General features: G+C 72.3%; 13 protein-coding genes. 6 read left to right on the top strand and 7 right to left on the bottom strand.

The features are described from left to right. The first annotated feature begins 118 nt into the window (after window positions 1–118). The 6 genes from ACFVFH_RS26475 (at window position 119) to ACFVFH_RS26500 (ending at window position 6,302) form a co-directional block, all read left to right on the top strand. Window positions 119–526: a DUF742 domain-containing protein gene (locus tag ACFVFH_RS26475; protein WP_003966010.1), complete on the top strand. Its 408-nt coding sequence runs from the start codon at window positions 119–121 to the stop codon at window positions 524–526. Then, window positions 507–1,088 carry an ATP/GTP-binding protein gene (locus tag ACFVFH_RS26480; RefSeq protein WP_072487286.1) on the top strand — a complete coding sequence of 194 codons (582 nt, stop codon included), beginning with the start codon at window positions 507–509 and terminating at the stop codon, window positions 1,086–1,088. The genes ACFVFH_RS26475 and ACFVFH_RS26480 overlap by 20 nt, the downstream gene beginning before the upstream one ends. 347 nt (window positions 1,089–1,435) lie before the next feature. Next, window positions 1,436–4,603, top strand: a complete 3,168-nt coding sequence (locus tag ACFVFH_RS26485) for a nitrate- and nitrite sensing domain-containing protein (protein WP_383773000.1) — start codon at window positions 1,436–1,438, stop codon at window positions 4,601–4,603. A 10-nt stretch (window positions 4,604–4,613) separates the two neighbouring features. Then, entirely contained in the window at window positions 4,614–5,027 is a 414-nt protein-coding gene (locus ACFVFH_RS26490) for a roadblock/LC7 domain-containing protein (protein WP_006127847.1), read from the top strand. Between the two features lie 89 nt (window positions 5,028–5,116). Continuing rightward, a complete protein-coding gene (locus ACFVFH_RS26495; protein ID WP_383773002.1) occupies window positions 5,117–5,740 on the top strand; it encodes a DUF742 domain-containing protein in 624 nt (207 codons plus the stop codon). Further along, on the top strand, window positions 5,721–6,302 hold the full coding sequence (locus ACFVFH_RS26500; protein ID WP_014048542.1) for an ATP/GTP-binding protein: 582 nt from the start codon (window positions 5,721–5,723) through the stop codon (window positions 6,300–6,302). Before ACFVFH_RS26495 ends, ACFVFH_RS26500 begins: the two co-directional genes overlap by 20 nt. A gap of 69 nt (window positions 6,303–6,371) precedes the next feature. Here the strand turns inward: ACFVFH_RS26500 and ACFVFH_RS26505 are convergent, their stop codons facing one another. The 7 genes from ACFVFH_RS26505 to ACFVFH_RS26535 form a co-directional block, all read right to left on the bottom strand. After that, the gene (locus tag ACFVFH_RS26505; RefSeq protein ID WP_383773004.1) at window positions 6,372–6,575 is read right to left on the bottom strand and encodes an acyl-CoA carboxylase subunit epsilon; all 204 of its coding nucleotides are present in this window, start codon (window positions 6,573–6,575) and stop codon (window positions 6,372–6,374) included. A gap of 70 nt (window positions 6,576–6,645) precedes the next feature. Continuing rightward, window positions 6,646–8,229 carry an acyl-CoA carboxylase subunit beta gene (locus ACFVFH_RS26510; protein WP_383773006.1) on the bottom strand — a complete coding sequence of 528 codons (1,584 nt, stop codon included), beginning with the start codon at window positions 8,227–8,229 and terminating at the stop codon, window positions 6,646–6,648. 153 nt (window positions 8,230–8,382) lie between these two features. Beyond that, window positions 8,383–9,615 carry a carbohydrate ABC transporter substrate-binding protein gene (locus ACFVFH_RS26515; RefSeq protein WP_383773008.1) on the bottom strand — a complete coding sequence of 411 codons (1,233 nt, stop codon included), beginning with the start codon at window positions 9,613–9,615 and terminating at the stop codon, window positions 8,383–8,385. Next, window positions 9,612–10,616, bottom strand: a complete 1,005-nt coding sequence (locus ACFVFH_RS26520; protein ID WP_383773010.1) for a hypothetical protein — start codon at window positions 10,614–10,616, stop codon at window positions 9,612–9,614. The genes ACFVFH_RS26515 and ACFVFH_RS26520 overlap by 4 nt, the downstream gene beginning before the upstream one ends. Further along, a complete protein-coding gene (locus tag ACFVFH_RS26525) occupies window positions 10,613–12,022 on the bottom strand; it encodes a hypothetical protein (RefSeq protein WP_383773012.1) in 1,410 nt (469 codons plus the stop codon). The genes ACFVFH_RS26520 and ACFVFH_RS26525 overlap by 4 nt, the downstream gene beginning before the upstream one ends. Next, window positions 12,023–14,368, bottom strand: a complete 2,346-nt coding sequence (locus tag ACFVFH_RS26530) for a tetratricopeptide repeat protein (RefSeq protein WP_383773014.1) — start codon at window positions 14,366–14,368, stop codon at window positions 12,023–12,025. Beyond that, window positions 14,365–15,747: a serine protease gene (locus ACFVFH_RS26535; RefSeq protein ID WP_383773016.1), complete on the bottom strand. Its 1,383-nt coding sequence runs from the start codon at window positions 15,745–15,747 to the stop codon at window positions 14,365–14,367. Before ACFVFH_RS26535 ends, ACFVFH_RS26530 begins: the two co-directional genes overlap by 4 nt. Window positions 15,748–15,771 lie beyond the last annotated feature (24 nt).

The raw sequence follows: 15,771 nt of genomic DNA on the forward strand, positions 1-15,771 counted from the left end.
TGACAGACTCGATTGCCCCAGCCAACGCACTCAACCCTCGCCCGTCCGGCCGCTTAGAGCCCCCCACCGGCCCCTTCAGACGGCAAGCCGACGCACTGCTGTCACGCCCGGAGGATTCATGACCCCGCCACCCGCCTCACCCGATCCGTACGGCGCACTGCACCACGCGTCGTACGACGGTGAAGGCGACCAGCCACTGGTCCGCCCGTACGCCATGACCGGTGGCCGGACCCGGCCGCGCTACCAGCTCGCCATAGAGGCGCTGGTCTCCACCACGGCCGACCCCGCGCACCTGGGCACCCTGCTGCCCGAGCACCAGCGGATCTGCCACCTCTGCCGTGAGGTCAAATCGGTGGCCGAGGTCTCGGCGCTGCTGTCGATGCCGCTCGGCGTGGCCCGGATCCTCGTCGCGGACCTGGCGGAAGCCGGCATGGTGGCCATCCACCAGCCGGGCAATGGAGAGGCCGGCGGCGCGCCGGATGTGACACTGCTCGAAAGGGTGCTCAGTGGACTTCGCAAGCTCTAGCGGCGGTGCGGCCCGTGCCACCACCTCGGCGAAGATCGTGGTGGCAGGGGGCTTCGGCGTGGGCAAGACCACGTTCGTCGGTGCCGTCTCGGAGATCAACCCGTTGCGTACCGAGGCCGTGATGACCTCCGCGTCCGCAGGCATCGACGACCTGACGCACACCGGGGGCAAGACGACGACGACCGTCGCCATGGACTTCGGTCGCATCACGCTGGACCAGGACCTGATCCTGTACCTCTTCGGTACGCCGGGACAGGACCGCTTCTGGTTCATGTGGGACGACCTGGTCCGCGGCGCCATCGGCGCCGTCGTCCTCGTCGACACCCGCCGCCTCGCCGACTGCTTCCCCGCCGTCGACTACTTCGAGAACAGCGGCCTCCCCTTCGTCATCGCCCTCAACGGCTTCGACGGACACCAGCCCTACACCCCCGACGAGGTCCGCGAGGCCCTCCAGATCGGACCCGACACCCCGATCATCACGACGGACGCGCGCCACCGCGCCGACGCCAAGAGCGGTCTGATCACGCTCGTCGAGCATGCGCTCATGGCCCGGCTCAAGTAGGCACAAGTCGGTATTGCCATACGGTAGTTACCGTAGTCGGACGGGGGTGGGCTGTGTCCTTTGACACGATCCGCCCCCGTATTCATAACGTTTCGACAGAGAATTGCCCCGCGTTCGACACCCGACGCATCCGTTTGGTGCCACTCCGCTCACCTGAGCCCCGCCTTTTGACGGGGCTCGTTCTTTATGCCCGTTTTATCTGAGGTCTGGGCCACTCGGAATGACAGATTCCGACTGTTTGGAACGCGGCCGGTCGCCGTGCTGGAATTCGACGAACTCCCGAGTAGTACGGCCCTGAACGAAACACGGCACAGCGTAGGTGCCGACGCCGAGAGGTTGTTGGTCGAGTGAGGCGAAACAACGCGGGCTCCACGGCGCAGCAGGAGCGGGGCAACTTCACCCCGCCGCCGCGGCGCGCGGCGGCGTCCGCCGACGCGTCCGATGCCCCGGTGTCCGGTGGCAGCGCCAGTCGGCTGTCCCCGCGCAACTGGCGCGTGCCCACCCGGCTGAACGCGATCCTCCTGATCCCCGTCGCGGTCGGCCTGGTCATGGGCGGGTTCCAGGTGAAGGGGTCGATCGACACCTGGCGCGAGGCGCAGGACGCCGAGAAGACCGCGCTGATCGTGCGCGCGGCCGCCGAGTACGGCCAGGCGCTCCTCGACGAGCGCGACCTCTCCGCCCAGCCGCTCCTCTCCAACAAGCGCGACGCCGCCGTCATCGGTCGGGTCCAGTCCGCCACCGACAACGCCGCGGGCAAGTTCAACGAGGCCGTGAAGGGGATGCCCCGCAAGCAGGGCCTGGAGCGGCGGCTCCAGCTCTTCCGCCTGGAGGAGCCCACGCTCCCCGGGCTGCGCAAGGCCGCCTTCGCCGAGGCCATGGACCCGGTGAAGACGGAGGAGGGCTACGTCAAGGTCCAGCACTCCCTGATGGAGTTCAGCAACGAACTGGGCCTGGGCACCGGCAACATCACCAGCTACGGCCGTACGGTCTACGCGCTCGAACTCGCCAAGGCTGCAGAATCGCTTCAGCGCTCGATCGGCATGCATCTGCTGGTCCGCCCGAGCCAGGAGCGTGCCACGTTCGACGCGCAGGTCAAGGCCTTCGGCTCGTACAACTACCTGGAGCAGATCGCCCTCGGCGAGTTCACCTCCGGCGGCACGGAGGCCGACGCGGCCCGGCTGAAGCAGGTCATGGCCGCCAAGGCGGACGAGGGCGCGCAGGCGGTCAGGAAGGCCAGGGAGAAGGCCGAGGCGGCGGGGACCCCGTTCGTCACCCCGCCCAGCATCGACGGTTCGGTCTTCGACGGCATGGCCCAGCAGATCGGCCAGGGCAAGTCCCCCGAGAAGCTCGCGGCGAAGGGCATCACCCCGGAGACCTGGATGGCGGCCTCCACCGCCAAGTTCGACGGCTACTCCACGGTGGAGAACGAGCTCGTCGACAAGGCCGTGAAGGAGGCCGCGGACATCTCGTCCGGCGCCCGCAACGACGCCTTCGTCAACGCCGCCGTCGTGATCGTCGCCCTGCTGGCCGCGTTCGTCCTGGCCGGTCTGATGGCCCGCCAGATGAGCCGCTCGATGCGCCGGCTCCGTACGGCCGCCTTCCAGATCGCCGAGCAGCGGCTCCCGATGCTGGTCGACCAGCTCTCCCGGGCCGAACCGGAACGCGTCGACACCCGTGTCCAGCCGATCCCGATCCACAGCCGCGACGAGATCGGCGAGGTGGCCCGCGCCTTCGACCAGGTGCACCGCGAGGCGGTCCGGCTGGCGGCCGAACAGGCGATGCTGCGGGGCAACGTCAACGCGATCTTCACCAACCTCTCGCGCCGCAACCAGTCGCTGATCGAGGGGCAGCTGACCCTCATCACGGACCTGGAGAACAACGAGGCCGACCCGGACCAGCTGGAGAACCTCTTCCGGCTGGACCACCTGGCCACCCGCATGCGCCGCAACGGCGAGAACCTCCTGGTCCTCGCGGGCGAGGAGCCCGGCCGCCGCTGGAACCAGCCGGTCCCGCTGGTCGACGTGCTCCGCGCCGCCTCCTCCGAGGTGGAGTCGTACGAGCGCATCGAGCTCTCCGGGGTGCCCGAGACCGAGATCCACGGTCAGTCGGTCACCGACCTCGTGCATCTGCTGGCCGAGCTGCTGGAGAACGCCACCACCTTCTCCTCGCCGCAGACCAAGGTGCGGGTCACGGCGACCCGGCTGCCCGACAGCCGCGTGATGATCGAGATCCACGACAAGGGCATCGGCCTCACCGGCGAGGACTTCGCCGACATCAACCACAAGCTGGCCAACCCGCCGACCGTGGACGCCGCGGTGTCGCAGCGGATGGGGCTGTTCGTGGTCGGCCGGCTCGCCGACCGGCACGGCATCCGGGTCCAGCTGCGCCCCTCGGGCGAGCAGGCCGGGACCACCTCGCTGGTCATGCTGCCGGACGCGATCACCCATGGCGGCGGTGGCGAACCGGCCCCCGCGGCGGACGACTTCACCGTCTCCTCGATCATTCCGGAGCAGCAGGGCTTCGCGCACCAGCCGCCCCAGCCGCAGCTGCGCACGGCGGCGGAGCTCGGCTTCGACGACTCCCGTTACGAGCAGCCCTCGGAGCAGACCCCGCAGCTGGACCCGGTGGGCCGCTCGCTGCTGCGCGGGGAGCGCCGGGCGGCGCTGGGGGCGCAGTCGGCGGACGAGCACCAGCGGTTCCCGCAGGAGCCGTACGCCGACGGCCAGTACGCCGGGAACGGTTACGCACAGGAGCCGCAGCCGGCCGCGCAGGAGCAGTACGCGCAGGCGCCGTACGAGGGCGGCTACGAGTCCTACGGCAGTGCCCCCGGTTTCGTGCAGCAGCCCGAACAGGGTCTGCCGGGCGGCTATGCGGAAGCCGGGTACGGGACCGGTGAGCTCCCGCAGCCGTCCTACGAGGGGCAGTTCGCTCCCCGGTCCCATCAGGACGACTGGCCGGATCAGGGTGCCTACCAGGGTGCGTACGAGCCCTTGGCGCCGGCGGAAGCGGAATCTGTCCCGAGCGCCCCCGCGGAGCCGCAGGAGCGCGTAGGCTTCGATTCCCAGGGCTCCACGCCCGACTCCGGCCCCGAGCTGACCGAAGCCGGTCTGCCGCGCCGGGGCGGGCAGCAGCACTGGCAGCCCACCGGTCGCGGCAACAGCCGCCCCGCCGCGCAGCAGCAGCCGTCGCAGCAGGAACTGCCGCAGCAGCCGTCGACCGCGCAGCAGGACGACACCGGCTCCGACGACTGGCGCTCGGCCAACGACGAGCGCTGGGAGCGGGCCGAGAAGCTCCGGGAGCCGAAGGCGGGCGGGATCACCCCGTCCGGGCTCCCGCGTCGGGTGCCCAAGGCCAATCTGGTCGAGGGCACGGCGGAACAGACCGTGCAGGGCGGCCCCCAGGTTTCCCGTGCCCCCGAGGACATCCGCGGCAGGTTGAGCAACCTGCGGCGGGGTGTGCTGCGGGGACGCAGCGCGGGTTCGGACGACAGTAATACCTACGACCAGGAGCGTTAGTGTGAGCCCGATGAGCCAGGCGGCGCAGAATCTGAACTGGTTGATCACCAACTTCGTGGACAACACCCCCGGGGTGTCGCACACGGTGGTGGTCTCCGCCGACGGACTCCTGCTGGCGATGTCCGAGGGATTCCCCCGGGACCGCGCCGACCAGCTGGCGGCCGTCGCCTCCGGGCTGACCTCGCTGACCGCGGGTGCCTCGCGGATCTTCGAGGGCGGCGCGGTGAATCAGACAGTTGTGGAGATGGAGCGCGGATTCCTCTTCATCATGTCCATTTCCGACGGATCCTCGCTTGCCGTTCTTGCACATCCGGATGCCGATATCGGTCTGGTCGGGTACGAAATGGCACTTCTCGTCGACCGTGCGGGCAGTGTTCTCACTCCGGACCTCCGTGCCGAACTACAGGGAAGTCTTCTTAACTAGTAGACAGACAGTGCGTTTCACGCCACCGCGCCATAAGGTGCGGTGGCGCGGGCCCACTGGGATCGGGACCGGCAGTCGGAGGAGGAATCGTGGACACACCCCAGGGCGGGCACCCTTACGACGGTGGCCGACACGTACCGGGTGAGCACGGGGACAACCGTTACGACTTCCCCTCCGCACCCAGCGGACAGGGCCCCCGTCCGCCCTACCGGCCCCATCAGCAGCCGTGGCAGGCCCAGCAGCCGCCGCAGGGAGCCCCACAGGGTCCGGGATGGCCCGCGCAGCGTCCCCACCGCTACGACGCGCCCCGGACGCCCCGTATTCAGCCGGTGCAGCCGCGGCAGGCCCCCGAGCCCGTCGCGCCCTCCGCGCACAATCCGCTGGTTCGTCCGTACGCCATGACCGGCGGCCGGACCCGACCGCGCTACCAACTCGCCATTGAGGCGTTGGTCAGTACCACGGCCGATCCGTCCCGGCTGCAAGGGCAGTTGCCCGAGCACCAGCGGATCTGCCGGCTGTGCTTCGAGATCAAGTCGGTCGCCGAGATTTCGGCACTGCTCTCGATCCCGCTCGGCGTTGCCCGGATCCTCGTAGCCGACCTGGCAGAGGCCGGACTCGTCGCTATCCATCAGCCCGGCGGCGACGAGTCCGCCGGCGGCCAGCCAGATGTGACACTGCTCGAAAGGGTGCTCAGTGGACTTCGCAAGCTCTAGCGGCGGAGCAGCCCGCTCCACTACCTCGGCGAAGATCGTGGTGGCAGGGGGCTTCGGCGTGGGTAAGACCACGTTCGTCGGTGCCGTCTCGGAGATCAACCCGCTGCGCACCGAAGCCGTGATGACGTCCGCGTCCGCGGGCATCGACGACCTGACGCACACCGGGGACAAGACCACCACGACGGTGGCGATGGACTTCGGTCGCATCACGCTGGACCAGGACCTGATCCTGTACCTCTTCGGTACGCCCGGACAGGACCGCTTCTGGTTCATGTGGGACGACCTGGTCCGCGGCGCCATCGGCGCCGTCGTCCTCGTCGACACCCGCCGCCTCGCCGACTGCTTCCCCGCCGTCGACTACTTCGAGAACAGCGGCCTCCCCTTCGTCATCGCCCTCAACGGCTTCGACGGACACCAGCCCTACACCCCCGACGAGGTCCGCGAGGCCCTCCAGATCGGACCCGACACCCCGATCCTGACCACGGACGCGCGCCACCGCGCCGACGCCAAGAGCGCGCTGATCACGCTCGTCGAGCACGCGCTCATGGCCCGGCTCCGCTAGGGCCTCCCCGGACGTACGAAAGGGCCCCGCGCTCCGGAAGGAGTGCGGGGCCCTTTCGCGCGGTGCGTGTCAGCCCTGCCAGGAGTGCGGGGCCCGGAAGCCCGGCGTGCGCTCCAGGCGGCGCCAGCCGGCCGTGTTGCGGCCGCGGCGGGCGGGGGGTGCGGCGGGCTGGGCCGCGGCACGGGCGAGCAGGACCGCGGTTATCGCGGCCAGTTCCTCGGGGTCGGCAAGACCCTTCTCGACGCGCAGCACGGACTCGGCAGCAGTGCTCATGGGTGGTTTCTCCGTCTTCTCGGCAGGCAGGTCTTCGCGGTCTCGGCAGGGGTACTGCGCGGGGTGCGGACTACTGCGGGGGGTTGCCGTGCTTGCGGGACGGCAGGTCGGCGTGCTTGGAGCGGAGCATGGCGAGCGAGGCGATCAGCACCTCGCGGGTCTCGGCGGGGTCGATGACGTCGTCGACCAGGCCGCGCTCCGCCGCGTAGTACGGATGCATCAGTTCCGCCTTGTACTCCTTGACCATGCGCTTGCGCATGGCTTCCGGGTCCTCGGCGTCGGCGATCTGCCGACGGAAGATGACGTTGGCGGCGCCCTCGGCGCCCATCACCGCGATCTCGTTGGTCGGCCAGGCGTAGGTCAGGTCGGCACCGATGGACTGGCTGTCCATCACGATGTACGCACCGCCGTAGGCCTTGCGCAGGATCAGCGAGATCCTCGGCACCGTGGCGTTGCAGTACGCGTAGAGGAGCTTCGCACCGTGCCGAATGATTCCACCGTGCTCCTGGTCGACGCCGGGCAGAAAGCCGGGTACGTCCAAAAGGGTGATGATGGGGATGTTGAACGCATCGCACATCTGGACGAAGCGGGCCGCCTTCTCGGAGGCCTCGATGTCCAGGACGCCCGCGAGGGACTGCGGCTGGTTGGCGACGATGCCGACGACCTGGCCGTCCATCCGGGCCAGGGCGCAGACGATGTTGCGGGCCCAGCGCTCGTGGATCTCCAGGTAGTCGCCGTCGTCGACGAGCTCCTCGATGACCTTGTGCATGTCGTACGGGCGGTTGCCGTCGGCCGGGACCAGGTCGAGCAGGACGTCGCCGCGCCGGTCGGCGGGGTCGTCGCTCTCGGCGGTCGGCGGGTTCTCGCGGTTGTTCGAGGGCAGCATCCCGATCAGGTAGCGGACCTCGGCGATGCAGGTCTCCTCGTCGTCGTACGCGAAGTGCGCGACGCCCGAGGTCTCGGCGTGCACGTCCGCGCCGCCGAGTCCGTTCTGGGTGATCTCCTCACCGGTGACCGCCTTGACGACGTCCGGTCCGGTGATGAACATCTGCGAGGTCTCGCGGACCATGAACACGAAGTCGGTCAGCGCCGGGGAGTAGGCCGCGCCGCCCGCGCACGGGCCGAGCATCACGCTGATCTGCGGGATGACGCCGGACGCCCGGGTGTTGCGCTGGAAGATCCCGCCGTATCCGGCGAGCGCGCTCACGCCCTCCTGGATACGGGCGCCCGCGCCGTCGTTCAGCGAGACCAGCGGCGCACCGGCCGAGATGGCCATGTCCATGATCTTGTGGATCTTCGTGGCGTGGGCCTCGCCCAGCGCTCCGCCGAAGATCCGGAAGTCGTGCGCGTAGACGAAGACCGTACGGCCCTCGACCGTGCCCCAGCCGGTGATGACACCGTCGGTGTACGGCTTCTTCTCCTCCAGGCCGAAGCCGGTCGCCCGGTGCCGGCGCAGCTGCTCGACCTCCTTGAACGAACCCTCGTCGAGGAGCAGCGCGATGCGCTCACGCGCCGTCAGCTTGCCCTTGGCGTGCTGCGCCTCGGTCGCCCGGTCACTCGGTCCGCGTCGGGCCTGCTCTCGCAGCGCCAGCAGTTCGGCCACCCGGCCACGGGTGTCGCTCGGCTCGCCCGGGGTTTCGTCCACAACGGTCATGTACCGACCCTACGAAGCCCGGCAAGGAAATCCTGCCGTCGACTCCGTACAGTCTCCTGACCCGTTTCCTGGCGGGGCTCCACAGAAGCCGGGCGGGATGCAGGCGAAGTACCAGCCGGTACGGGGCAGTCTTTGTGCGAGTCCGACAAAGACTCACTGTGGTCTGCTGCACACCCCTGTCAGCCTCCGGGTGTGGTCCGGTTGGGCCTCCTGCACCCGTTGGACGTCGTCCAGCCGGTCCCGCACCGGGGCCCCGGGGTGGGCGATGGTCAGCAGCACCGCCTCGTAGAACGCGTCCCGCACGGCGGCGGGCATCACGTCGGAGGCGTCCAGGCAGAGCGGCACCCGCTGGTCGGTGAGGCGGCCGCTGATCGCCTTCTCGACCATGCCCTTCCGGGCCGGCACCCCGGAGTCCGGCGAGAATACCCCGGCCCGGCGGCCCCACTCCTCCTGGGCCCGGCGCGAGGTCAGCCGGGTGAGCAGCTCGCGGGCCTCGGCGGAGCTGCCGAAGAGCGCGGCGAAGTCGGCGGACACCTCGCGGCCCTTGAGCCTCGGGCCCGAGGGGAGCAGCGGCGCGGAGTCCGTGAAGGCGGCCCGGTCCCGGTCGTGCCCGTAGAAGAACCGGGCGAAGGAGCCCTGGTGCTCCAGCGCGCAGCCGCCGCCGAAGAGCAGTCCGCTGCCGCCCGGCGGGCCCCGGTGGTCGCGCAGCAGGGCCCGGCGGGCGGCGGCCGGGTCCTGGGCCAGCAGACCGGCCCAGAGGGTCCAGGCGTGGACCACCCGGGGGTCCGTCCAGTCCAGGTCCCCGGTCGCCCACCGTTCGTACAGCACCGGGCCGGCCGTCTGGAGGATCAGGTCCTCGATCCAGTCGCTGCCCGGCCAGCCCGAGGCCCCGTCGTCGCCCATGCCGATGCACCAGGAGGTCAGCGGTGCGGGGGCGGAGGCCGGGGGGCGGTCCTTCCGGTACCAGGCGATGCTCTTGAGGTCCGCCTTGAGCGGCACCCAGAGATCGGCCTCTATGCCTTTCGCCTCCGGCTGCCAGGGCCTGCCGTACTTCGCGCCCGCGCCCTTGCCCAGCGGGCGGAGCCGCCGCTCCGCGGCGTACTCGACGAGGTCCCCGACGCCCGGCAGGATCGCGATGTCGGGCGGGTTGCCCGCCTGCACCGCGGCGAGCAGGACCTCCCGGGTGGCGGCGGTGCCCTGGTAGGTGTACGGGGTGCCCAGGGTGTCCAGGACCGCCTTGAACCGGGTCTCCTGGTCGTCGGTCCACGGCCCGAGGATCGTCACCTTCGGCTGTTCGTCGCCGCCGCCCGGGGCGGCGAGCCCGCACCCCGCCGCCGCCAGTGCCAGGCACAGCACGAGCAGGAGGGCGCGGGCGGGCGGCATCATCCGGTCCTCCAGTAGTCGGCGTTGAGGTGGCGGCCGATGCCGACGGCGGGCAGCAGCACGGCCAGGGCGCCGGCCGCGAGCGCCCCGTAGTAGATGCCGCCCTGCCAGCCCTGGGCGGCCAGCCCCGCCCGGACCCGGGTCGCCGTGTCGGTGACGGCCTGCTGGGAGGCGGCCAGATCGCGGTGGTCGCGGGCCTGTTGTTCGATCCGGACCAGTCCGTCGCGGGCGGTGGACAGCCGGTCCTGGGTGGTGCTCGTCGCGATCAGCGGGCCGGTCGCCAGGAAGACGACGGCCAGCAGCGAGACCAGCAGACAGAGGTCGAGGCTGTGGCCGCAGCGGGTGCGCAGCACCCACAGCGCGGAGAGGGTGATCAGGACCAGGACGAGCAGGCCGAGTTCGGCGGCCGCCCAGCCGGACCACTGGAGGGCGTCCAGCGAGCTGAGCGTGTCGATCCGGGCCATCTGGTGCCCCTGGAGGACGTCCAGACGCGGCACCACCCCGGTGCCCTCGCGGGTGAGGAGCGTCTCGGCCTCGGTGAACTTCTCGGTCTGCATCGGCTCGTCCGACACGTACTTCACCGCGCCGGGGGTGATGGAGCTGCTGTAGGAGGTGAGCACCCCGTTCACGGTCTCCAGCACTCCGCGGCCCCGGTCCCCGTCGATCTGCACGTCGGAGAGACGGGAGAGCCCCTGGTCGGCGGCGGCGAGCTGGTTCTCGTACCAGGCACCGGCGCCGACCACGTCGGCGATGCCGCTGTGGACCGATGCCTCGGCCTCCTTGTGGGCGCGCAGCAGGGCGAGCTGGGTGGCGGCGACGCCCTGCACGGCGGGGGCGCCCCGGGTGCGCATCTCGCCCGCCGAGATCTGGACCTCGCGGTACGAGACGAGCAGGGCGCTCATCGAGACTAGGGCGGCCACCAGCATCGCGGCCAGATGCCACTCCAGCAGCCGCCGGGTCCTGGACCGGTAGGCGTCGCGGCCGGGTCGTCGTCGCGGTCTCACAGCCGCCTCCCGCAGTCGATGCAGTACACGGCCGCCGGTCCGGCCGGATGGCCGCAGTGCGGGCACGCGGCCCCGGGGCCGGTCCGAGCGGCCGGGGGCAGCTCGACGGGGTGTCCGGAGGTGATGCTGAGCATGCCCTGGCGGACGGCGCCCGGGTCGACGCCCGGCCCGATCCGGACGATCCCGCGCGGGGCGTCCACGATGCGGGCGACCTTGCGGACCTCGTCCACGGCCCAGTCGGCGGCGATCTCGGTGGCGAGCCGGACGGCGAGTCCGAGCCGCGCCTCCGCCCGCTCGCGGTTCTCCAGGTCGAGGGCGGTGTAGCCCTGGTTGAGGGCGGTCCGCATCTGTGTGGAGACGTTCATCGTGTGGATGTCGCGGCCCGCGGCCCCGGAGACGCGCGCGGTGTCCGCGGCGGTTGCGGACGGCAGCCAGCTGACCACGACCGCCTCGGTGGCGCCGCCCGCCGTGACGGCGGCGAGCTGGAGGGGCACGCCCAGCGGGTCGTTGCCCGCGTCGGCGTGGAGGGTGAGGAGGTAGTCGCGGGACTCCGGTTTCCACTGGTGGGTGCGGAAGGACAGGCGGCGCGGAGCGTCGGGGACGGGCTCCGGCTCCAGCAGTTGCTGGTGCGGGGCGGTCTCGGTCAGCGTCACCTCCCGTACCGCGGGGCGCACGGACACCTCGATGGGGAGTTCGGGGCTGCGGACCCGGCGCAGCCTGCCCAGGGCGGCGGTGACGGCGGGGGCGAAGGCGTCGGGCGAGGGGACGGCGGCTCCGTGCAGCCGGTCCGCGACGGCGAGCAGCGGGGCCGGGTCCCAGCCCGCGCCGGGCGCGATCACATCGGCGGTGAACTCCCCCGCGCAGCGCCCCAGTTCGCGGCTCAGCGCACTGTCCGGGCGGCCGGTGTCGTCGCCCTCGCCGCGGCTGCTGCCATCGGTGATCAGCAGCAGGTGCCGTACGGGGAGGGCGCGTTCGGCGAAGAGCGCGCGTGCCGTGGCCAGCCAGCCGCTGTACCCGGGCGGTTCGCGGCCCTCGTCGGCCGGGGCGATCCGCCCGACGCTGAAGGCGGCGTCGCGCCGGTCGGCGGGACCGGCGAGCGCCCAGCGGCCGCGCAGCGGGTAGCACTGCGCGGCCCCGCCGCCCAGCACGCTGTAGGAGATCCCGTCGGGCAGCTCCGCCACGGTCCCGGACAGCGCCGCGACGGCCGCGTCCCGCCGCACGGCGGCCACGTCCACCGCGATGACCAGGGCGATGTCCACGGCCGGCACCCGGTCGCGCGGGCCCACGGCGACCGCCCGGACCCTGACGTGGGCGTCGATCCGGGCGTCCCGGTCCGGCCGCTGTCTCTTCGCGACCCGGACGGACAGGCCGATGCCGAGACCGGACGACGCGGGGGTGCGGCCCATTCAGCTGCCTCCGGGGGTACGGCGTCGGGGCGGGAACCAGTAGCGGGTCTGCGGGCGGACGGCGTGCGAGAGGTCGATGAGCTTCTCGTGGTCGCCGGTGTCCTTGCACTGGCGGGCCATCCAGCGGTAGCAGCCCGCCAGTTGCGCCCGTACGGCCGGTTCCCCGGGCACCGGCACCGGGGGCAGCCCGCGCCGCCACCAGCGGCCGTCGGGCCGTACGCCGCCCGCCTCCGCCCGGACCGCGTCGAGCTTCCACTCGTACAGCTCGGTACGGAGCAGCCGGGCCGCCTCGTCGACCGTCACCACGGAGGCCGGATGCGGCCCGGGGCCGCCCTCGCGCAGCGGGACCGCGGCGAGCACGGTGTCGATCTGCCGCTTCCCGGGCAGCGGCCGCCCGCCCGCCGCGAGCCGGGCGGCCCGGATGCGGAGCGCGGCGATCCGGGCGACGGCGTGGTCGCGCGACTCGTCCGGCACCAGGTCGAGCACCCCGGCCGCCGCGTCCCGCTCGCCACGCGCCAGGGCCAGCCGGGCCAGGCCCAGCGCGGCTCCGACGTGGGAGGGGTTGCGGGCGTGCACGGCCCGGAAGAGTTCGTACGCCGAGGGGATCGCGCCGGCCGGGCGGTCCGGGCCGAGCTGCTCCGCGACATAGGCCAGGGCCAGCTTCGCGGCGTACTCGCCGGGCAGCGCCCGGTGGACGGCGGCGAAGTGCTCCAGGGCCGCCTCCAGCAACTGGCGCCGGTCGTCCAGGACGTCCGCGCTGCGCAGGGCGACGAGTCCCCAGTGCCAGCTGAGGCGCCACTGCCGCACGGGCCCGGGGCCGGGGATGGCGTTCGCCGCCTCCACCTGTTCGCGCGCCCGCGCCAGCGCCTCGCCGCCCTCCTGGCCGAGCAGCAGCCGGGCGTTGTGCAGGCAGATCTCCACCGACTGCTCCCCCGAGCCGGGCTGGGCCAGCAGCCGGGCGGGGTCGTAGCTGCTCACCAGGAACCGGGCCGCCTCCGGGTCCCCCGGGTAGGGCCGGGGGACCGGCAGCCGCCGGGCGATCTCGGTGGGGGTAGGGATCCCCGGGTCCAGGGCGGGTGCCTCGCGCGTCTCGTCGCGGCGGTGCGGGGCGCGGTCCAGCCAGTGCGCGTAGTCGGGCACGGTGCCCAGCCGCGCCCCGAGCAGTTCGGTGGAGGGGGTGAAGCAGGCGGAGGGTTCGGTGCGGTCCCGCTTCCCGCGCAGCGCCCGGATCTCGCGCAGCACCCCGCGCAGCTGGCCGGCCATCTCCTCGGCGTCGGCGAAGCGGCGTTCCGGGTCCCGGTCGGTGGCCCGGTCCACCACCAGCCGGAAGGAGCTGGTGCCGAGGCCGGGCACGTCGTCGCCGACCGCCCAGCCCGCCAGTTCGGCCAGGGTCGCGCCGACGGTGTGGATGTCGTGGGCGATGGTCAGCGCCCCGCCCGCGGTCGTCTCTGGCGCGGCGTACCTGGGGGTGATGACGGGGGGCAGCCCCACGGAGCGGCTGCCGCGCACCCCGCCGAGGTCGATGACCTTGACGCCGTCGTGCTGGTGGACGACGTTGGACGGCTTCATGTCGCCGTACAGGAATCCCATGCCGTGCAGATGGGCGAGGGCTTCGAGGATCTGGCAGCCGTAGGTGATGACGTGTTCGATGTCGAGGACGAAGTGGCCCTGCCGGGTCGCCTCGACGACGGCCGAGAGCGTGCGGTCGCCGACGTCCTCCATCACGATGTAGCCGCCGGAGACCGTGCCGTCCTCGTTGCTGGTGCTGACGAAGTCCCGGATCTGGACGATGCGTTCGTGCCGGATGGCGACGAGGCTGCGGCGCTCCTCGGCGGCCTGGGCGGCGCCTCGTTCGGCGTACCGGTTCAGCATGCCCTTGACGGCGACGAGGTCTTCCAGGTGGGTGTCGAGGGCGAGGTAGACCCAGCCCTGGCCGCCGTGGGCGATGGGCCCGAGGATCCGGTACTGGTCCTGGAGGAGCGGGCCGTCCCGGGTGAGTTCGGGGCGGTAGGAGTAGGGCACCCCGCACCGGGGGCAGTGGCCCTCGTCGGGCGGCGGTGCGGCGGTGTACGGGACGCCGAAGTACAGGCCGCAGGACTTGGAGGAGCAGCTCATCCGGACGTGGGCCCGGGGCACGGCGGCGCTGAGGCGCTGCGCGGGGGTGCTGGGGCTGAGCGGGGGCAGTTCCAGCAGTCCTCCGGGGCCGCACTTCTCGGGGGCGGCGGGCAGCGGCGGGAGGCCGGGGCCGTCCTCGGAGCGGCCGCAGGTGTCGCAGTGGCCGGTGGTCTGCACGGCGCCCTCGCAGGGGGCTCCGGTGAACCGGCGGTGCGGGCAGGGAATCCTCATCGGCGACCGGCCGGGCCCGGCTCGTCGCGCGGTCCGAAGGCGCCCGCACCGCCGTACCGCTCCAGGTCCGCGCGGAGTTCGCGCAGCAGGGCCCGGAGGGCGGTGAGCCGTTCGTACGGGTCGTCGACGGCGCGCAGCCGGGCCAGCTGGTGACGGCGGCGGGCGGCGGTGGTGCGCGGCGGGGGGCTCAGGGAGGCCGATTCCACCAGCCCGTTCAGCGCGGCCCACTCCGACTCGATGCCCTCGACGCGGCGGATCAGCAGGCCGGCCCGCTCGTCGAGGGCCGGTGACAGCAGTTGCCGCACCACTTCGGTCACCTCGTCGCCCCCGCTGCCGCGCACGATGACGAGCAGCCGGAAGCCGAGTTCCCGCACCCGGGCGAGCAGCGGCACCAGGCGGAGCGGCCGGCGGTCCTCGTCGAGTCCGACCACGGCGAGGCTGGGCCCCGCGCCCCGGGGTTCCGCGTCCGCCGGCCGGTGCGGCGGGGCGCCGCCCGTGAGCAGCCAGTCGCGGTAGGCGTGGGCCTGGTGGCGGGGGGTCCGCAGCCGGGTGACCAGTTCGTCGGCGAATTCCTCGGGGGTGGTGCGTCCGCCCCGGTAGACGAGGTGGGCGCGGTGCAGATGGTGGCCGAGGGTGCGGTCGCGGCCGCCGCCGCGGGGGACGACGCTGAAGCGGACCGCGGGTTCCTCGCCCCCGGCGAACCAGCGCCGCAGCCGCCGGTCCAGCCCGTGGTCCCAGGCGTCCGGGCCGCTCAACTCATCGACCAGCGGGACGAGTTCGGCGATCTTGTCGATCGGGATCATGTACGAGAACGCCAGGTCGTTGTCGGTCGGCAGCGCGAGTTCCAGGTCGCCGCGCCAGCTGACGACCAGGCCGACGACCCGCTCGGGCGGTCCGGCCGGTCCGCGGCGCACCTGCACGGCGGCCCCGCTGAACCCGCGCCTCACCACCTGTTCGTTGCGGTCGGCGTCGAGCTGGATCCAGGCGCCGTGCGCCCCGCTGATCCGCCCGGTCAGCCACATCCCGTCGGCGAAGGAGCGCGCGTATCCGCCGATCCACACCTCGTCGCCGCGCTCCAGGCGCCGTTCGAGCGTGGCGGGGGTGGCGTGCGGGCGCGGGCTGTCCAGGGCGAGCAGGGCGATGTCCTCGCCTCTCGCGCCGGTGGTGGGGAGCCAGCCGCCCTCGGCCACGCGCGCCCCGACGGAGGCGATGGCGGGGTTCTCGGCGAACTCCACCCAGATCCGGGCGTCCGGCTCCTTCACGACGTGCGCGCAGGTGAGCGCCCGGTCCTGGGTGAGCAGCACTCCGGCGCCGCAGACCGGCCCGCCCGCGCCGCCCTGCCGTAATCGCAGCCGCCAGTCGGCCTTCAACTCCCCCATGCCGCAAGAGAATACGCGCGTAGC

Source organism: Streptomyces sp. NPDC057697 (assembly GCF_042799335.1).
GTDB lineage: Bacteria > Actinomycetota > Actinomycetes > Streptomycetales > Streptomycetaceae > Streptomyces.